Source organism: Variovorax sp. GW458-11-26-14-LB1, assembly GCF_059423965.1.
The window spans coordinates 130,072-146,201 of sequence record NZ_JBWKYW010000005.1 but is presented as its reverse complement, the minus strand read 5'-3'; the positions used below and the strand labels follow the sequence as shown (position 1 = coordinate 146,201).

The 16,130-nt window shown below is 69.4% G+C and carries 18 protein-coding genes; 15 read left to right on the top strand and 3 right to left on the bottom strand.

Annotated elements, in window-relative coordinates; all coding sequences use genetic code 11:
* Positions 1-135: 135 nt before the first annotated feature.
* Entirely contained in the window at positions 136-453 is a 318-nt protein-coding gene (gene fliE / locus AC07YS_RS05745; RefSeq protein WP_062469349.1) for a flagellar hook-basal body complex protein FliE, read from the bottom strand.
* A gap of 280 nt (positions 454-733) precedes the next feature.
* On the opposite strand from fliE, the gene fliF reads away from it, so the two are divergent.
* From fliF to AC07YS_RS05675, 14 genes are all read left to right on the top strand, one after another.
* Positions 734-2,434: a flagellar basal-body MS-ring/collar protein FliF gene (gene fliF / locus AC07YS_RS05740; protein WP_495267325.1), complete on the top strand. Its 1,701-nt coding sequence runs from the start codon at positions 734-736 to the stop codon at positions 2,432-2,434.
* The gene (gene fliG / locus AC07YS_RS05735; RefSeq protein ID WP_495267326.1) at positions 2,427-3,428 is read left to right on the top strand and encodes a flagellar motor switch protein FliG; all 1,002 of its coding nucleotides are present in this window, start codon (positions 2,427-2,429) and stop codon (positions 3,426-3,428) included. The genes fliF and fliG overlap by 8 nt, the downstream gene beginning before the upstream one ends.
* Entirely contained in the window at positions 3,415-4,188 is a 774-nt protein-coding gene (gene fliH / locus AC07YS_RS05730; RefSeq protein ID WP_495267327.1) for a flagellar assembly protein FliH, read from the top strand. The genes fliG and fliH overlap by 14 nt, the downstream gene beginning before the upstream one ends.
* A 4-nt stretch (positions 4,189-4,192) precedes the next feature.
* Complete coding sequence (gene fliI / locus AC07YS_RS05725) at positions 4,193-5,620, top strand: flagellar protein export ATPase FliI (RefSeq protein WP_495267328.1); 1,428 nt, start codon at positions 4,193-4,195, stop codon at positions 5,618-5,620.
* A complete protein-coding gene (gene fliJ / locus AC07YS_RS05720) occupies positions 5,617-6,075 on the top strand; it encodes a flagellar export protein FliJ (protein WP_062469337.1) in 459 nt (152 codons plus the stop codon). The genes fliI and fliJ overlap by 4 nt, the downstream gene beginning before the upstream one ends.
* A 19-nt stretch (positions 6,076-6,094) precedes the next feature.
* Positions 6,095-7,435: a flagellar hook-length control protein FliK gene (locus AC07YS_RS05715; protein ID WP_495267329.1), complete on the top strand. Its 1,341-nt coding sequence runs from the start codon at positions 6,095-6,097 to the stop codon at positions 7,433-7,435.
* 116 nt (positions 7,436-7,551) lie between these two features.
* Positions 7,552-8,067: a flagellar basal body-associated protein FliL gene (fliL, locus tag AC07YS_RS05710; RefSeq protein WP_095744072.1), complete on the top strand. Its 516-nt coding sequence runs from the start codon at positions 7,552-7,554 to the stop codon at positions 8,065-8,067.
* A gap of 30 nt (positions 8,068-8,097) precedes the next feature.
* Positions 8,098-9,099 carry a flagellar motor switch protein FliM gene (gene fliM / locus AC07YS_RS05705; protein WP_062469328.1) on the top strand — a complete coding sequence of 334 codons (1,002 nt, stop codon included), beginning with the start codon at positions 8,098-8,100 and terminating at the stop codon, positions 9,097-9,099.
* Complete coding sequence (gene fliN / locus AC07YS_RS05700) at positions 9,092-9,520, top strand: flagellar motor switch protein FliN (protein WP_062469325.1); 429 nt, start codon at positions 9,092-9,094, stop codon at positions 9,518-9,520. Before fliM ends, fliN begins: the two co-directional genes overlap by 8 nt.
* Positions 9,517-9,999 (top strand): flagellar biosynthetic protein FliO, encoded by a 483-nt coding sequence (gene fliO, locus AC07YS_RS05695; RefSeq protein ID WP_495267330.1) that lies wholly within the window; start codon positions 9,517-9,519, stop codon positions 9,997-9,999. Before fliN ends, fliO begins: the two co-directional genes overlap by 4 nt.
* Positions 9,996-10,754, top strand: a complete 759-nt coding sequence (fliP, locus tag AC07YS_RS05690; RefSeq protein ID WP_495267331.1) for a flagellar type III secretion system pore protein FliP — start codon at positions 9,996-9,998, stop codon at positions 10,752-10,754. Before fliO ends, fliP begins: the two co-directional genes overlap by 4 nt.
* Positions 10,751-11,020: a flagellar biosynthesis protein FliQ gene (gene fliQ, locus AC07YS_RS05685; protein WP_062469313.1), complete on the top strand. Its 270-nt coding sequence runs from the start codon at positions 10,751-10,753 to the stop codon at positions 11,018-11,020. Before fliP ends, fliQ begins: the two co-directional genes overlap by 4 nt.
* A complete protein-coding gene (fliR, locus tag AC07YS_RS05680) occupies positions 11,017-11,814 on the top strand; it encodes a flagellar biosynthetic protein FliR (protein WP_492734244.1) in 798 nt (265 codons plus the stop codon). The genes fliQ and fliR overlap by 4 nt, the downstream gene beginning before the upstream one ends.
* A gap of 110 nt (positions 11,815-11,924) precedes the next feature.
* The gene (locus AC07YS_RS05675) at positions 11,925-12,803 is read left to right on the top strand and encodes a hypothetical protein (protein WP_495267332.1); all 879 of its coding nucleotides are present in this window, start codon (positions 11,925-11,927) and stop codon (positions 12,801-12,803) included.
* Positions 12,804-12,836: 33 nt separating this feature from the next.
* Here the strand turns inward: AC07YS_RS05675 and AC07YS_RS05670 are convergent, their stop codons facing one another.
* Together AC07YS_RS05670 and AC07YS_RS05665 are read right to left on the bottom strand one after the other, a co-directional pair.
* Positions 12,837-13,631, bottom strand: coding sequence for a LytR/AlgR family response regulator transcription factor (locus AC07YS_RS05670; protein WP_495267333.1), 795 nt, complete (start codon positions 13,629-13,631; stop codon positions 12,837-12,839).
* Positions 13,628-14,683 (bottom strand): sensor histidine kinase, encoded by a 1,056-nt coding sequence (locus AC07YS_RS05665; protein WP_495267334.1) that lies wholly within the window; start codon positions 14,681-14,683, stop codon positions 13,628-13,630. The genes AC07YS_RS05670 and AC07YS_RS05665 overlap by 4 nt, the downstream gene beginning before the upstream one ends.
* 237 nt (positions 14,684-14,920) lie before the next feature.
* On the opposite strand from AC07YS_RS05665, the gene AC07YS_RS05660 reads away from it, so the two are divergent.
* Complete coding sequence (locus AC07YS_RS05660) at positions 14,921-16,105, top strand: alpha/beta fold hydrolase (RefSeq protein WP_495267335.1); 1,185 nt, start codon at positions 14,921-14,923, stop codon at positions 16,103-16,105.
* Positions 16,106-16,130 lie beyond the last annotated feature (25 nt).

Genomic DNA, 16,130 nt, shown 5'->3' with positions numbered 1-16,130 from the left:
CTCCGGCCATCGGCCGTAACGCTGGACCCGCTTCCACGGTGAGACTCAAGCCATCGTTGAAGGGGATATCGGCGGGTGTCCGCAAACCTTTAGGGCCGCAACGAAAAAAGTTCTACGTTGCCGCCCTCTGCCTCGTCATGCCTGCATGCTCATGATTTCCTGGTAGGCCGTCACCAGCCGGTTGCGCACCTGCAGCCCGGTCTGGAACGCCACGTTGGCCTTCTGCAGGTCGACCATCACGTCGTTGAGCGCCACGCCGGGCTTGCCCAGCTCGAAGGATTCGGCCTGCGCGTAGGCCTGCTGCTGCGCGCCGCTGATGTTGGCGAGCGAGCGCTGCAGCTCGGCCGCGAAGCCGCCCGCGCCGGCCGGCGCAGAGGTCGTGGGCCCCATGCCGCTGGCGAGCGCGGTGGCGCGCATCTGCTGCAGGACGGATTCGATGGCATTGATGGACATGGGGAAAAGTTCACTTCCAGCTGACTTGACACGGAGCGCGCGAGCGCTCCAACCGGCAGGCAGCGTATCAAGGGAAGACCCCCATTCAAACGCGCAACTGAGGGCAAAACCCCCGGCTGTTCGACCGATCGAATTCCCCATCGCCTGCTGACAATCGTTCGCGAAACCACAGGCCGCGCACGACGTCGCCGGCCACCGGCATGACATCCCAACACCGAATTCCCTCTCTCACACCGGCGCCGGCCCTGCGCGGCGCAACGGCCCCGGCGAAGGCGCGCCGATGAGCACGGCCGCGCCCACGGGCGGCCTGGCGGCGGGCGCCAACGGCCTGCCCCCGATGCTGGAGCGCATGCGCGCGCAGCCCCGGCTGCCGCTGATCCTCGGCGCCGCGGCGCTGGCGACGGTGGCGGCCGCTTTCTTCCTGTGGAGCCGCGGCCCCGACTACAAGGTGCTCTACACCAACGTGTCGGACCGCGACGGCGGCGCGATCATCGCGTCGCTGCAGCAGATGAACGTGCCTTACAAGTTCGCCGAGGGCGGCGGCGCGATCCTGATCGCGGGCGACAAGGTCGCGGAAACGCGCCTGAAGCTCGCGGCGCAGGGCCTGCCCAAGGCCGGCGGCGTGGGCTTCGAACTGATGGACAACCAGAAGTTCGGCACCAGCCAGTTCGCCGAGCAGGTCAACTACCAGCGCGGGCTCGAAGGCGAGCTGGCGCGCTCCATCGAATCGATCGGCAGCATCGAGGCCGCGCGCGTGCACCTGGCGCTGCCCAAGCCGTCGCTGTTCGTGCGCGACCAGAAGAAGCCCTCGGCCTCGGTGGTGCTCACGCTGATGCGCGGGCGCAGCATCGACGAAGGCCAGGTGAGCGCCATCGTGCACATGGTGTCTAGCAGCGTGCCCGACCTGGACGCCAAGAGCGTCACGGTGGTCGACCAGCGCGGCAACCTGCTGTCGTCGGCGCGCGGTACCAGCCAGGGGCTGGACGTGAGCCAGCTCAAGTACGCGCAGGAGATCGAGCAGGGCTACGTGCGCCGCATCGAAGCCATTCTTCAGCCGCTGGTGGGCGCGAGCAACGTGCGCGCGCAGGTCGCGGCCGAGATCGACTTCTCGGTGGTGGAACACACCGACGAGAAGTACCGACCCAACCAGGACCCGGCGCAGGCCGCGATCCGCAGCCAGCAGTCCAGCGAATCGGCGCAGCACAACGGCGCGCCGCCGGGCGGCGTGCCGGGCGCGCTGTCGAACCAGCCGCCGGTGAACCCGACGGCACCGATCACCGCGCCCAAGCCGCCGAACGCTCCGGGCGCACCGAACACGCCGAACGCATCTCCCGCCGCTGCACCGGCCGGCCCGAGCAACACGCGCAAGGACGTCACGACCAACTACGAGCTCGACCGCACCATCCGCCACGTGCAGCAGGCCGCCGGCGGCGTGAAGCGCCTGTCGGTCGCCGTGGTGGTGAACCACCGCGACACGGTCGATGCCGCGGGCAAGACCAGCGCCCGCGCGCTCGCGCCGGCCGAGCTGGAACAGATCCGCAACCTCGCCAAGGAAGCGATGGGCTTCAGCCAGGAGCGCGGCGACTCGCTCAACGTGGTCAACAGCGCCTTCGCCCGCGACGGCGACAGCGAGGCCGGCCCCGCGCCCGACGTGCCGTTCTGGCGCGACCGCGACACCCTCGCGCTCGGCAAGACGCTGGTCCCGTACCTGCTCATCGGCCTGCTCGCGCTGTTCGCCTGGTTCGCCGTGGGGCGTCCGCTGATGCGCCGGCACCTGGCCGCGCCGCCGCCCGCGCAACCCGTGGCCGATGCAACAGCCGTGGCCCCCACCAGCACGGCCCCGGCCGAACCCGAAGAAACATTGCAGCAGCGCGAGTCCGCACGCCAGAAGGCCGACATGGACTACGCCCAGCAGACCGCCGACAAGGACCCCAAGCTCGTGGCCGCCCTGATCCAGCACTGGATGCACTCCGATGACTAGCAGCGAAGCAGGCACCCGCAAGAGCGCCATCCTGCTCATGGCGCTGGGCGAAGACCGCGCCGCCGCCGCGCTGCACCTGCTGCCCACCTCCGAAGTGCAGGCGCTGGGCCTGGCCATGTCCAAACTGAGCGCGGTGTCGCGCGACGAGCTGGCCTCGGTGCTGGCCGAGTTCCGCCAGGAGACCGAGCAGCTGTCGGCGCTGCACCTGGGCTCCACCAGCTACATCCGCGCCGTGCTCAAGAAGGCGCTGGGCGACGACCGCGCGAGCAACCTGCTCGAGGACATCCTGCTGCCCGACGAGCCGCACGGCGGCATCGAGCGCCTGAATGAACTCGAGGCCGGCGAGGTGGCCGAGCTCATCCGCGACGAGCACCCGCAGATCCTTGCGACGCTCCTGGTGCACCTGGACCGCATGAAGGCCTCGGAGGTGCTCGAGAAGCTGCCCGCGCGCCTGCGCCACGACGTGATCATGCGCGTGGCCACCTTCGGCGGCGTGCAGCCTTCGGCGCTGAACGAGCTGACCGAGGTGCTGACCGAAATGCTCGCCGGCCAGGGCCTGCGTCGCAGCCGCCTGGGCGGCGTGCGCACCGCGGCCGAGATCGTCAACCTGATGAGCACCACGGTGGAAGAAGAAGCCATCGCCCATGTGCGCGAACAGGACGAAGCGCTGGCCCAGCGCATCGTCGACGAGATGTTCGTGTTCGAGAACCTGCTGGGCCTGGAAGACCGCAGCATCCAGCGCCTGCTCAAGGACATCGAGAGCGACTCGCTCATCATCGCGCTCAAGGGCGCACCGCTGGAGCTGCGCGACAAGTTCCTCAGCAACATGTCGCAGCGCGCCGCAGAAACGCTGCGCGAGGACATGGAACTGCGTGGTCCCGTGCGCGTGTCGCAGGTCGAGACCGAACAGAAGGCCATCCTGCAGGTCGCCCGCCGTCTGGCGGACGCCGGCGAGATCGTGATCGCGGCGCCTGGCACCGATGACTTCGTCTGACCCCGGCGCCTTCGGCGCCTCCAACAGTTCGCGCGAGCGCCTCGCCGCCATCCACGCGGCCGCGCGCCAGGCCGGCGCCGGCACGCCCGCGCTGTCGGCGTGGGAGCGCTGGGAGATGGGCACGCTCGATGGCAAGGCGCCGTCGGGCACGGCGCTCTCGCGCCAAACAACGCAGCGGCCTTCCCCGCCTGCTGCGCCTCCCGCGCCCAAGGTCGACCTCGCCGAGCTGGCCCGCATCCGCAAGGAAGCGCGTGCTGCAGGCGAAGCCGAAGGCCGCGCCGCCGGGCTGGCCGAAGGCCGCCAGGTCGGCCACACCGAAGGCCTGGCCACAGGCCTCGCCGCCGCCAGCGTGCACGCCGAACGCCTGCGCGCGCTGGCCCGTTCGCTGCCCGAAGCGCTGCGCGGCGCCGAAGCCGAACTGGCCGAGACCGTGCTCGCGCTCGCGCTCGACGTGGCGCGCCAGGTGGTGCACCGCACCTACCAGGCCGAGCCCGAGTGGGTGCTGCCGCTGGTGCGCGACCTGCTGCATGCCGAACCCGCGCTGCGCGGCGAACCGCGCCTGCTGCTGCACCCCGACGACATCGCGCTGGTGAAGAACAGCCTGGGCAACGAGATCGAGGCGGCCGGCTGGCAGTTGCGCGCCGACGACAGCCTGGCGCGCGGCGGCTGCCGCGTGCAGTCGGCCACGGGCGAGCTGGACGCCAGCCTGTCCACGCGCTGGGAGCGCGTGGGTGCGGCGCTGCGTGGCGACGCTTCCTGAACCGATGCAGACGACGGCTACCAACCCTCATCTGACCAGCGTGCGCGCCGTGCTGGAACAGGCGCGCGCCGACGTCGCCCGCAGCACGACCACCACCGCCTCGGGCCGCCTCACGCGCGCCGTTGGCCTCGTGCTCGAAGCCGTGGGCCTGCAGCTGCCCGTGGGCAGCGACTGCCTCATCGAGCTGCCGCCCGGCCATCCGCAGCGGCATGCAGAAGCCGAAGTGGTGGGCTTCGCGGGCGACCGTCTCTTCCTCATGTCGCAGACCGAGGTGGCGGGCCTGCTGCCCGGCGCGCGCGTGCTCGCGCGGCCCGGCCTGCGCGAGCCCGGTGCGACTGGCGACGCCCACACCAAGCGCCTGCCCGTGGGCGAAGGCATGCTGGGCCGCGTGGTCGATGCGGCCGGCCGCCCGCTCGACGGGCTGGGCCCGCTCGACGTGGCGCGCCAGGTGCCGCTGGCGGCGCCGCCGATCAACCCGCTCTCGCGCGCGGTCATCGACTCGGTGCTCGACGTGGGCGTGCGCGCCATCAACGCGGTGCTCACCGTCGGCCGCGGCCAGCGCATGGGCCTGTTTGCCGGCTCGGGCGTGGGCAAGAGCGTGCTGCTGGGCATGATGGCGCGCTACACCAGCGCCGAGGTGATCGTGGTCGGCCTCATCGGCGAACGTGGTCGCGAGGTGAAGGACTTCATCGAGAACACGCTGGGCGAGGAAGGCCTGGCCCGCGCCGTGGTGGTGGCCGCGCCGGCCGACAACTCGCCGCTGCTGCGTCTGCAGGGCGCGGCCTACGCCACCTGCCTGGCCGAGTACTTTCGCGACCAGGGCAAGGACGTGCTGCTCATCATGGATTCGCTCACGCGCTATGCGATGGCGCAGCGCGAGATCGCGCTGGCCGTGGGCGAGCCGCCCGCCACCAAGGGCTACCCGCCCTCGGTGTTCGCGCGGCTGCCTGCGCTGGTCGAACGTGCCGGCAACGGCGCGCGCGACGCGCAGGGGCGCGGCGGCTCGATCACCGCCTTCTACACCGTGCTCTCGGAAGGCGACGACCAGCAGGACCCGATCGCCGATTCGGCGCGCGCGATCCTGGACGGCCACGTCGTGCTCTCGCGCACGCTGGCCGAGGCCGGGCACTACCCGGCCATCGACATCGAGGCTTCGATCAGCCGCGCGATGACGTCGTTGATAGCGCCCGCGCAGTTCGACACCGTGCGCCGCTTCAAGCAGATGCTGTCGCGCTACCAGCGCAACCGCGACCTGATCAGCGTGGGCGCCTACGCGCCCGGGCACGACCTGCAGCTGGACCAGGCGATTGCGATGTACCCGCGCATCGAGGCCTTCCTGCAGCAGTCGATGCACGAACGCACCGGCTACGAGGAGGCCATCGCCCACATGGACAGCCTGTTCACGAACACACCTTCCCCAGGACGCCCATGAGCAGCAGCAAGCTCCCCCTCGGCATGCTCATCGACCTGGCGCAAAGCCAGACCGACGACGCCGCGCGCCGCCTGGGCGCCTTGCAGAGCGCGCACCTGAGCGCGCAGCAGAAGCTCGAGCTGCTGCTGCAGTACCGCCAGGACTACCACGCGCAGCTCGACACCTTGATGCGCGGCGGCCTGCCGTCGTCGCAGTGGCGCAACTACCGCAACTTCCTCGGCACGCTCGACCACGCGATCGCGCAGCAGCGCGCCATCGCCGAGCGGGCCGGGCACCAGCTCGACCGGGGCCGCACCGACTGGCAGCGCGAGAAGCGCCGCCTCAGCTCCTTCGACACGCTGGCCGATCGCGTGCGCGCGCAGGAGCTGATGGCGCAGGCCAAGCGCGAACAGCGCGACAGCGACGAACGCGCCGCGCGCCAGTTCTTCGATCGCGCTTCGCACCCCACCCACTGAATCTCCTCCAGGAACCGACATGCCTCCCATGATCCCGCCGACTGTCACGCCTGCCGCCACCTCGCCGGTCGCGCAGGGCGGCGCACGTGGCCGCAGCAACGCCGACGAGGCGCAGGGCCGCGCGTTCGGTGCCGCGCTCGAGCGTTCGCGCGCGAGCCAGGCCGAGAAGGCGTCGGATGCCGACACCGTGGTGGCGGATGCCAAGCCGCTGCGCAAGGCGGAGCTTGCGGAAGAGGTGCGGGATGCGCAGCCTGCGGAGCCGGATCTTGCTTTTCTCGCAGCCGCAGTCACGCCGCAACAGGCGTTGGTGCTTGCGGGAGGTGCGGCCACGCAGGGCAGCGGTGCGCCTGAAACTTCGCTGGCGCCGGTCACGCCTGACGCGCAAGCCGGTCTGCCTGCAGGCACGGTCCGCCTGAGCAGCGACGCCGCCGCCGCGCCCGCGCCCGCTATCGCCACCGAAGACGCTTCCGCTCCCACTGCAACCGCCGCCGCACAAAGCGCAGCGCCTGAAGCCGACAACGCCACACCGCCTTCTCTGTACGAGATCGTGCGCGCCGCCGTGGCCGCGCAGCCGATGGCCGTCGATGGCAAGAAGCCGGCCGCCGCACCCGCAGGCCCACCCGTCGGCACCGCCGCACCGGGCCGCGCGGGCGCACCGCGCACCGTGAGCGCCACCACCACCGAACAGCTCGCAGCCGCGGCGCAAGCCCAGCCCGCCGTCGATGCGAAGCCTGCGACGACAGAAGCCACCACGGTCGCCGCAGTGTCGGCAAGTACATCAGGGGACGACGCGACGACTCCGTCCACCACCCCGTTCGCGCTTCAACAGCCCGCGACCGTCTCCACCGACCGCACAACCGAAAGCCCCGTCGCACGCCCCGCCGTGCACACGCTCGCCCCCGAAGTCGGCAGCGAGAAATGGGCGCCCGCACTCGGCCAGCAGCTCGCGCGCATGAGCCTCGGCGGCACGCACACGGCCGAGCTGAACCTCAACCCCGCCGGCCTCGGCCCGCTGAAGGTCACGCTGTCGGTCGGCGAGCACCAGGCGCAGGCCGCGTTCGTGTCGGCGCACGAGAGCGTGCGCAAGGCCGTCGAGGCTGCGCTGCCGCAGCTGCGCACCAGCCTGTCGGAGCAGGGCATCACGCTGGGCCAGACCTCGGTGGGCGCGGACACGCGCGCGCCGTTCGGGCAAGACGCGGCGTTCGCGCAGCAACAGCAGCAGCAACACCAACGACAGGGCGCATGGCGACCGCAGGGCACTGCCGCTGCCGCTGCCACCGACATCGCCCGCACGGCAACGGCAGCACCCCGCCCCGTTGCCACCCCACGCACGGGCCCGGGCGTCGACACCTTCGCCTGAAACGCCCCGCCCGCCTCCCGCAATGAACGGATGTGAAGCGCCTTTGTGCGCTTGTTCGGCCGTTCGCCGGCGGGCGACTTCGCAAAGAATAGATCGGACCCGTCCACCGTTTCACCATGGCTACCTCTTCTCCCGCCGCCACCGCGGCTGCGTCGGTCGCGACCGACCCGCCGGCCTCACGCCGCACCTCGAAACTGCTGATCGGGCTCGTGGCCGTCCTCGGCCTGGCCGTGGCCGGCGCGGCGGCGTACGTCTTCGTGCTGCCCCGCTTCACCGAGCACGCCGCCGCCGAAACGGCCAAGGCGCCGGTGCCCGAGAAACCCATCTTCCTGCTGCTGGAGCCGCTGACCGTCAACCTGCAGTCCGAAGGCCGCTCGCGCTTTTTGCAGATCGGCATGGCGCTGAAGGTGCGCGACGAGCAGGCCAAGGCGCAGATCGTCGAGTTCATGCCCGAGCTGCGCAGCCGCCTGCTGGTGCTGCTGTCGAACCGCCCACCCGAATCGCTGGTCACCTCGGAAGACAAGGCCCGGCTGGCCACGGAGATCCACAGCGCCCTGAACGCACCGCTGGCCGAGGGCCTGCCCGAGCTGGGCATCGCGAGCGTGTCCTTCAACTCCTTCGTCGTGCAGTGACGACGATGCCCGTTTGCGGACCCGCGATCCATGGCGTATGAACAGGTGCTCTCCCAGGACGAGGTCGATGCCCTGCTGCAGGGCGTCACCGGCGGCGACCTCGACCAGGCCGCCGCGCCCGCGCCGCCGCCCGACGGCCTGCCGGCCTACGACCTCGGTGCGCCCGACCGCGTGGTGCGCAACCGCATGCACACGCTGGAGGTCATCAACGACCGCTTTGCGCGCGGCCTGCGCAGCGCGCTGCTGAACTTCATGCGCCGCAGCCCCGACATCTCGGTGGGGCCGGTGCAGATCCAGCAGTTCGGCGAGTTCGTGCGGCACCTGCCGGTGCCCGCGAACATCAACATGGTCCACATGAAGCCGCTGCGCGGCACCGCCCTCTTCGTGTTCGACCCGAAGCTGGTGTTCCTCGTGGTGGACAACCTGTTCGGCAGCGACGGGCGCTACCACGTGCGCGTGGAAGGGCGCGACTTCACGCGCACCGAGCAGCGCATCATCAAGCGCCTGCTCGACCTGTCGCTGCAGTGCTATGGCGACGCCTGGCAGCCGGTGTTTCCGCTGGCCTTCGACTACGTGCGCGCCGAGATGCACGGCAAGCTCGCCAACATCGTGGCGCCCAACGAGGTGGTGATCAACACCACGCTGCAGATCGAGTTCGGCCCCATCGGCGGCTTTCTGCATGTGTGCCTGCCCTACTCGATGATCGAGCCGATCCGCGACCTGCTGTCCAACCCGATCCAGGACGAGGTCGAGGTCGACAAGCGCTGGGTCACGCAGATGTCGCGCCAGATGCAGGCCGCCGACGTCGAGCTCACCGCCGACTTCGTGACCATGCCCTCGACGCTGGGCGAGGTGATGAAGCTGCGCGTGGGCGACGTGATTCCCATCGAGCTGCCGGCGACGGTGGTCGCCAAGGTCGGCGGCGTGCCCGTGATGGCCTGCGGCTACGGCACCTCCAACGAGCGCTACGCCCTGCGCGTGCAACACATGATCTCCCACCAAGACAGCGATTCGAAGAACGACCATGACTGACAACACCTCTGCCGCCAGCGACGCGGACGACTGGGCCAGCGCACTGGCCGAGCAGACCGCGGCCAGCGCGCCCGCGCCCGACCCGGCCGTGGCACCTGCAACGGCGCAGGTCTTCCAGCAGATCCAGGATGCACCGGCTGCATCGTCCGCCACGCCCGTGGACATCGCGCGCGTGCTCGACGTGCCGGTGCAGCTCACCGCCGAGATCGGCCGCACGCGCATCACCATCAAGAACCTGCTGCAGCTGTCGCAGGGCTCGGTGGTCGAGCTCGACGGCCTGGCCGGCCAGCCGCTGGACGTGCTGATCAACGGCTACCTCATTGCGCAGGGCGAGGTGGTAGTGGTGAACGAGAAGTACGGCATCCGCCTGACCGACATCGTCACGCCCTCCGAGCGCATGCAGAAGCTCGCGCGCGCATGAACCTGGCGCGGGTGTCTTCGCTGCTCGCGCGGGGCGCCGCTCTGCTCGCACTGGGCTTTCATGCAGCACATGCAGCGCTGCCCACCGTGCCCACGCCGGTGCGCGAAGCCGCGCCGCCCGTTGCGGTCGGCGGCGCGGGCCTGCTGCAGGCGGGCTTCGGCATGGCGGCGGTCGTCGGCCTGATCTTCCTGTGCGCGTGGCTGGCGCGGCGCTTCGGCCTGCAGCGGCTGGGCGGCGGCCAGGTGGTGAAGGTGGTGTCCACCGCCATGGTCGGCCCGCGCGAGCGCGTGGTCGTGGTGGACGTGGCCGGCCAGTGGCTGGTGCTGGGCGTCACCAGCAGCCAGGTCCGCACGCTGCACACGCTGCCGGCCCAGGCAACGCCTGCGGCAGTCACACCCATGTCGCCACAGAACCCGGTGGGCCTGTTCGCCCAGAAGCTGCGCGACTCCCTCGCGGGCAAGGCGCGCACCGCCCCATGACGCGCCCTGCCCTGCACCGCGGCCTGCGCACCGCCTTGCTGCTGCTCGCCGCCACGCTGCCCGCCGCCGCGTGGACCCAAGGTCTGCCCGGCCTCACGAGCACGCCGGGCCCCGGCGGCAGCCAGACCTGGTCGCTGAGCGTGCAGACGCTGGTGCTGCTGACCTCGCTCACCTTCCTGCCCGCGCTGCTGCTGTCGATGACCAGTTTCACGCGCATCCTCATCGTGCTGGGCCTGCTGCGCACCGCCATCGGCACGCAGACCTCGCCGCCCAACCAGATCCTGGTGGGGCTGTCGCTGTTCCTCACCTTCTTCGTGATGTCGCCGGTGTTCGACAAGGCCTACACCGAGGCCTACGTGCCGTTCTCGGAAAGCAAGCTCAGCGCCGAAAAAGCGCTGGAGCGCGGCATCGCGCCCTTCAAGACCTTCATGCTCAAGCAGACGCGCGAGACCGACCTGGCGCTGTTCGCTCGGCTCGCCAAGGCGCCCGAGATGCAGGGGCCCGAAGACGTGCCGCTGCGCATCCTGCTGCCGGCCTTCGTCATCAGCGAGCTGAAGACGGCGTTCCAGATCGGCTTCACCATCTTCATTCCCTTTCTCATCATCGACCTCGTGGTGGCGAGCGTGCTGATGTCGATGGGCATGATGATGGTGCCGCCCGCGTCCATCGCGCTGCCCTTCAAGCTGATGCTGTTCGTGCTGGCCGACGGCTGGCAGCTGCTGATCGGCGCGCTCTCGAAGAGCTTCTATTTATGACGCCCGAATCCGTCATGACCATGGGCCACCGGGCCATGGAAATCTCGCTGCTGCTGGGCGCACCGCTCCTGCTGGTGGCGCTGGTGATCGGCCTGGTGGTCAGCATCTTCCAGGCGGCCACGCAGATCAACGAGGCCACGCTGTCCTTCATTCCCAAGCTGCTCGCCGTGTTCGCGACGCTGGTCATCGCCGGGCCGTGGATGCTCGACCGCATGCTCGACTACATGCGCGCCCTGTTCGCCAGCATCCCGCAGATGCTGGCGTGACGCCCTCGGTCTTTTCCGTCACCTCGGGCCAGCTCGAGGCCTGGCTGGTGGCCTTCCTCTGGCCCTTCGTTCGCATGCTGGCCATGGTCTCCACCGCGCCGGTGTTCGGCGAGCCCTGGGCGACGCGGCAGGTGAAGGTCGGCATCGCCGCCGTGCTGACGCTGGTGATCTCGCCCACCCTCGGGCCGCTGCCGGCGGTGCCCGTGGTGTCGGCAGGCGGCCTCTGGATCATCGTGCAGCAAGTGCTGATCGGTGCCGCCATGGGCTTCTCGATGCGGCTCATCTTCACGGCCGTGCTGGCCGCGGGCGAATACATCGGCCTGCAGATGGGGCTGTCGTTCGCGTCCTTCTTCGACCCCATGAGCCACGGCAGCACGATGGTGGTGTCCCGGTTGCTGAACATGCTGGCGATGCTGATCTTCATGGCGCTGGACGGCCACCTGCTCATGCTGGAAGCGCTGGCCGCGAGCTTTCACACGCTGCCCATCGCCGACGCGCCGCTCGCGGCCGGCGGCTGGATGTTCCTGGTGCTCGCGGGCGGCGACATCTTCGCAAGCGGCCTGCTGCTGGCGCTGCCGCTGATCACCGCGCTGCTCACGCTCAACCTCGCCATGGGCATCCTGAACCGCGCCTCGCCGCAGTTCAGCATCTTCGCAGTGGGCTTTCCGCTCACGCTGCTGGCGGGGCTGGTGATGCTGCAGCTGCTGATGCCGCACCTGGCGGCGTTCCTGGAGCCGCGGTTTGCGGAGTCGCTCTCGAACATGCTGCGGTTCACGCAGGGGCTGCGGCGCTGAGGGTTGAAGGGCTGCTTGCGGCCAGTCGGCTGGTTTGAAGGACTGCAGGGTCACGGGATGGCGCGCCGCTCCCACTAAGATGATTCCGGCCGCAACACGGAAGGTCGCGCATGTCACACCCCATTTATCTGTCCAGCTCCTCCCTGCCCCGGATGCCGGAAGGCAGCCGCAACGAATGGCGCAGCTTCTTCGGCCATGGCGCCGAGCTGGAGGCCAACGCGTTCTTCCCGCTGTTCTGGCGGGCACTCTTCAGCACCAGCGACATCCGGCATGCGCGCTTCATCGACGAATACGACATCGATGACGAAGCCTCGGCCGTCGACCGCGAGGAATGCATCGAGGATTTCGGCGCCGACGCGACCTACCCCTACCTCGTCATTGACAAGCCCGCAGCGGTTGCGCGGCTGACGGAGCGGCGTGAAGCGATCCTCGGCGCCGTCGGAGAACGCTACCGCCCGATCTACGCGTCCTTTGAAGCACTGATTGCGCAGCACTTCGGGGACTACCTCCTGCTGCGCACCTCCGGCTTGCCAGATGCGGCCGACGCCGAGCCATGGCTGCGCGCCGATCTTGAGGACATCGACGGTCTCCACAACGGCAAGGCGCTCGAAAGCCTGATGTCGGATCTTGCGAGGCACGATGCGGACCCGGTCTGGACCTTGAGCGGCCTCGCGTCATCCAGCGATGGCGCCTGGCCCACGCCGGCGTTGCGAGAACACTTCCCCGACCCGCGACAAAGGAAGGCTCGCAGACCGCCGACCGCACAGCAGATCGACGAACACGATCGCGCGTTCGCGGAACCCAAGGCGCACGCGGCCAAGAGCTGGCTCGACCCCGCCCTGGAATGGCTGGGCGCCTTCGTGGCGGCGGGTGCGGCCTTGGGCGCCTATTACTTCACCCAATCCACCTGGCTGGCCGTGCTGGCATTCTTGTGCGTCGCAGTGGCCTTGGGCTTCGGCATTGCGAGGCTGCGCGCCCCGAGACGATGACCCCGGCCCTCGCCATCAACAAGCCTGCTCCCGCTACATCGCGCGAAACAGGTGCCCGAACGCCCGGCTGACCTTGAGCGATCGCGCCAGGCCCCGCACCGACAGGCTGTAGCGCCCGTTCTCGTCGCGGGTGGCGCTCACGACGCAATGGGTGTTGACGAGCACGCCGCGATGCACCTGCGTGAAGTCGGTGGCGTCGATCCGCGACACCAGATCGCGCAGGCTCATGCGCACCAGCGCCTCGCCCTGGGCCGTGACGACATTGACGTACTTCTCGGCGGCTTCCAGGCAGATCACCTCCGAGACCGGAATCATCCGCACGGTGTTGCCGACGCCTGCGCGGATGACCTTGATCTTTTCGGGCGCGTCCGCCGGATCGGTGATCGACTGCACGCGCTCCATCAGGGCCGCCATGCCACCGGCCACCGGTGTCCGGGCGCGCTCGTGCAACCTGTGCTTCAGGCGTTGCACGCAGACCTGCAGGCGTTCGAGCGTCGCCGGCTTGAGCATGTAGTCCATCGCCGCATGCTCGAACGCCGAGATCGCAAAATTGTCGTACGCGGTGATGAAGACGAAGAGTGGTTCGGCCTGGTCGTCGGGCCACTCGTCAGCGACGGACTCGGCGACTTCCAGGCCAGTCTTGCCCGGCATCTTGATGTCCAGGAACATCACATCGGGCGCCAGGGTCTGGGCCAGCTCGATCGCCTTCAGGCCATCTTCGGCGACGCCCACGATCTCCAGCTCGGGCCAGGCTTCGTGCAACAAGCGCTGCAGTGTTCGCGACAGCACCGGTTCATCTTCGGCAATCACGCCGCGCCACGCGCTCACGATGGAATCCTCACGACCGCGCGAACGCCGCACGGCGATCGCGCTTGCAGAGACAGGGACGCACGCAAGCCATAGCGGGTCTGGAGGCGATCACGCACATTTTTCAGTCCGGCCCCACAGACCTCGTCGCCACCCGAAGCGGGCAGGTGCGGCGACAAGCCCAGACCGGAATCGTCCACAGCGACCTCGATGCCGCCCTCGATCGAACGTGCCAGCACTTCGACGCCCCCTGCGCCCAACTTCGGCTCCAGGCCGTGCCTGATGGCGTTCTCGACCAGCGGCTGCAACAGCATCGGCGGGATGGCGATCCGCTCCAGCTCGGCGGGCAGGTCGAGCCGGTAGGCCAGCCTGGGGCCCATGCGCAAGGACATGATGTCGAGGTACGCCCTCAGCTGGGCGAACTCCGACTGCAGCGTCGTCACCTCGTCGCGTGACGCTGCATGCGTGCTGCGCAGGTAGACGATCAGCTGGTCGATCATGCGCTCGGCCTGTCGCGGGTCTTCGTCGACGAGCGAGCGCAGAGTCGCCAGCGTGTTGAACAGCATGTGGGGTTCGAGTTGCGCGCGCAGCAGCCGCAGTTCCGATTCGGTGACCAGGCGCTGGGCGTCGGACCGGGCGACCGCCTCCTTGGCAAGCTGGTCACGCGTCGCAGCGACGTAGAGGACGAACAGGGCCAGCACCAGGCCGAAGGCGAACGCCACCATGTAGTCGCTGTCATGGCCCACGACGCGGCCGATCGGTTCGTCCAGGATCAGGAGCGCGACCAGGTGCCCCCCGAAGTACCCCGTCGGGATGGCGATCGCGCCGGTCAGAAGCCAACGGGGCAGCGCCTGCATTCGCCGCAGTCGTCCAAAGCGGCCCAGCACCGCGACGCACGCGATGAACACCATGCCGACGCATTCGACGAAGACGAACAGGCGCGCCGGTGTTTCGAGCGCAGGAGCGGCCCAGAAGAGCAGCCCGGCCGCGATCGCGCACAGCAGGAACGCGCCGGCCGTCAGCCGCACGGCGCCCAGCCAGCGGGCGGGAATGGGTGAATCAACGCGGATCACGGGGGGCCGTCGGCTGCATGCATCGCGCCACTGTAGAGGTTGGCACGCCATGCCGCCACCGATCGAGGGCCGGTGGGGCGAGTTTGTCCTCGAGCCGTCGTTTGAGGGGACCGAACGGCGACCGCTCGATGCCGCCTCACGACCGTTGATGCCCTCCACCGGGCGTTTGGGCGCCAAACCGGATGCGCGCCTGGCTGCGGCCGCCGACAGTGCGGGCCTCACCACCCGGGAGTCCCCATGCAACGATCTTCTTCTCTTTCGCACACGCTGCTTTGCGCCGCGGCCGCCGTCTGTGCCGCCCTCGTCACGACGAACGCACAGGCCTTCGACGGCATCGTGGAAAAGCAGGTGTTCAACCTGCCCACCTACACGACCGTGAACGGCCAGGTCATCAAGGGCGTGCGCATCGGCTATGAAACCTATGGCCGTCTGAATGCGGCGCGAGACAACGTGATCCTCATCAATCACTTCATCACCGGCACCTCGCACGCCGCCGGCCGGTATGCGGCGAGCGACGCCGCGCCGGGTTACTGGGACACGATCATCGGCGCCGGCCTGCCGATCGACACCGATCGGTTCTTCGTCATCGCGACCGACGCGCTGGCCAACCCCAATCGCGCATCGGCCACCGTCGTCAGCACCGGCCCGGCCAGCATCGACGCCGCCACCGGCAAACCGTATGGTCCGCGCTTCCCGGTGCTGGCGGCGCGGGACACGGTGGAGGTGCAGAAGGCCCTGCTCGATGCGTTGGGCATTCGAACCCTCTACGCCGTGGCGGGCGCGTCGGCCGGCGCCTGGATGTCGGTGGAATGGGCCTCGGCCTACCCGGAGCGCGTGCAACGCCTGGTGTCCATCGTGGGACCTGGCGTCGACAGCCCGGCCTACGCCATCGCCAAGATGAGCTCGTGGGGCGCGGCCGTGCGGCTGGACCCGAACTGGGCCCACGGCGACTACCACGGCAAGGCCGAACCGCTGGCAGGCATGACGCAGGCCATGCGGCTGGTCACGCTCGACGCGCTCAGCTTCGCCTGGGCCGACAAGGCCTTCGGCCAGAAGTGGGCCGACCCGGGCAAGAACCCCGGCGAAGCGGCCGCGAACCAGTTTGCGGTCGATGCCACCCTCGAGAAGATCGGCGAAGCGCGTGCCAGGGGCATGGACGCCAACAGCTGGCTGTACACGCTGAAGGCCTTGCAGTTGCCCAGCGCCAAACCAGAACGCATCAAGGCCAGGTCGCTGTTCGTGGGCATCAGCTCGGACCAGATCTTTCCGCCGCTCCTGTCCAAACGCGCCGTGGAGATCCTCAAGGCGCAAGGCACGCCGGCAGAGTATGTCGAGATGAACAGTCCCAACGGCCACGCCGATGCACTGGGTGCCACCATCGGCCTGGCCGGGCCGGCGATTGCGTCGCTCCTGGCGAAGTAGGCGCGCGGTCTGTGGCGTTGTCAGC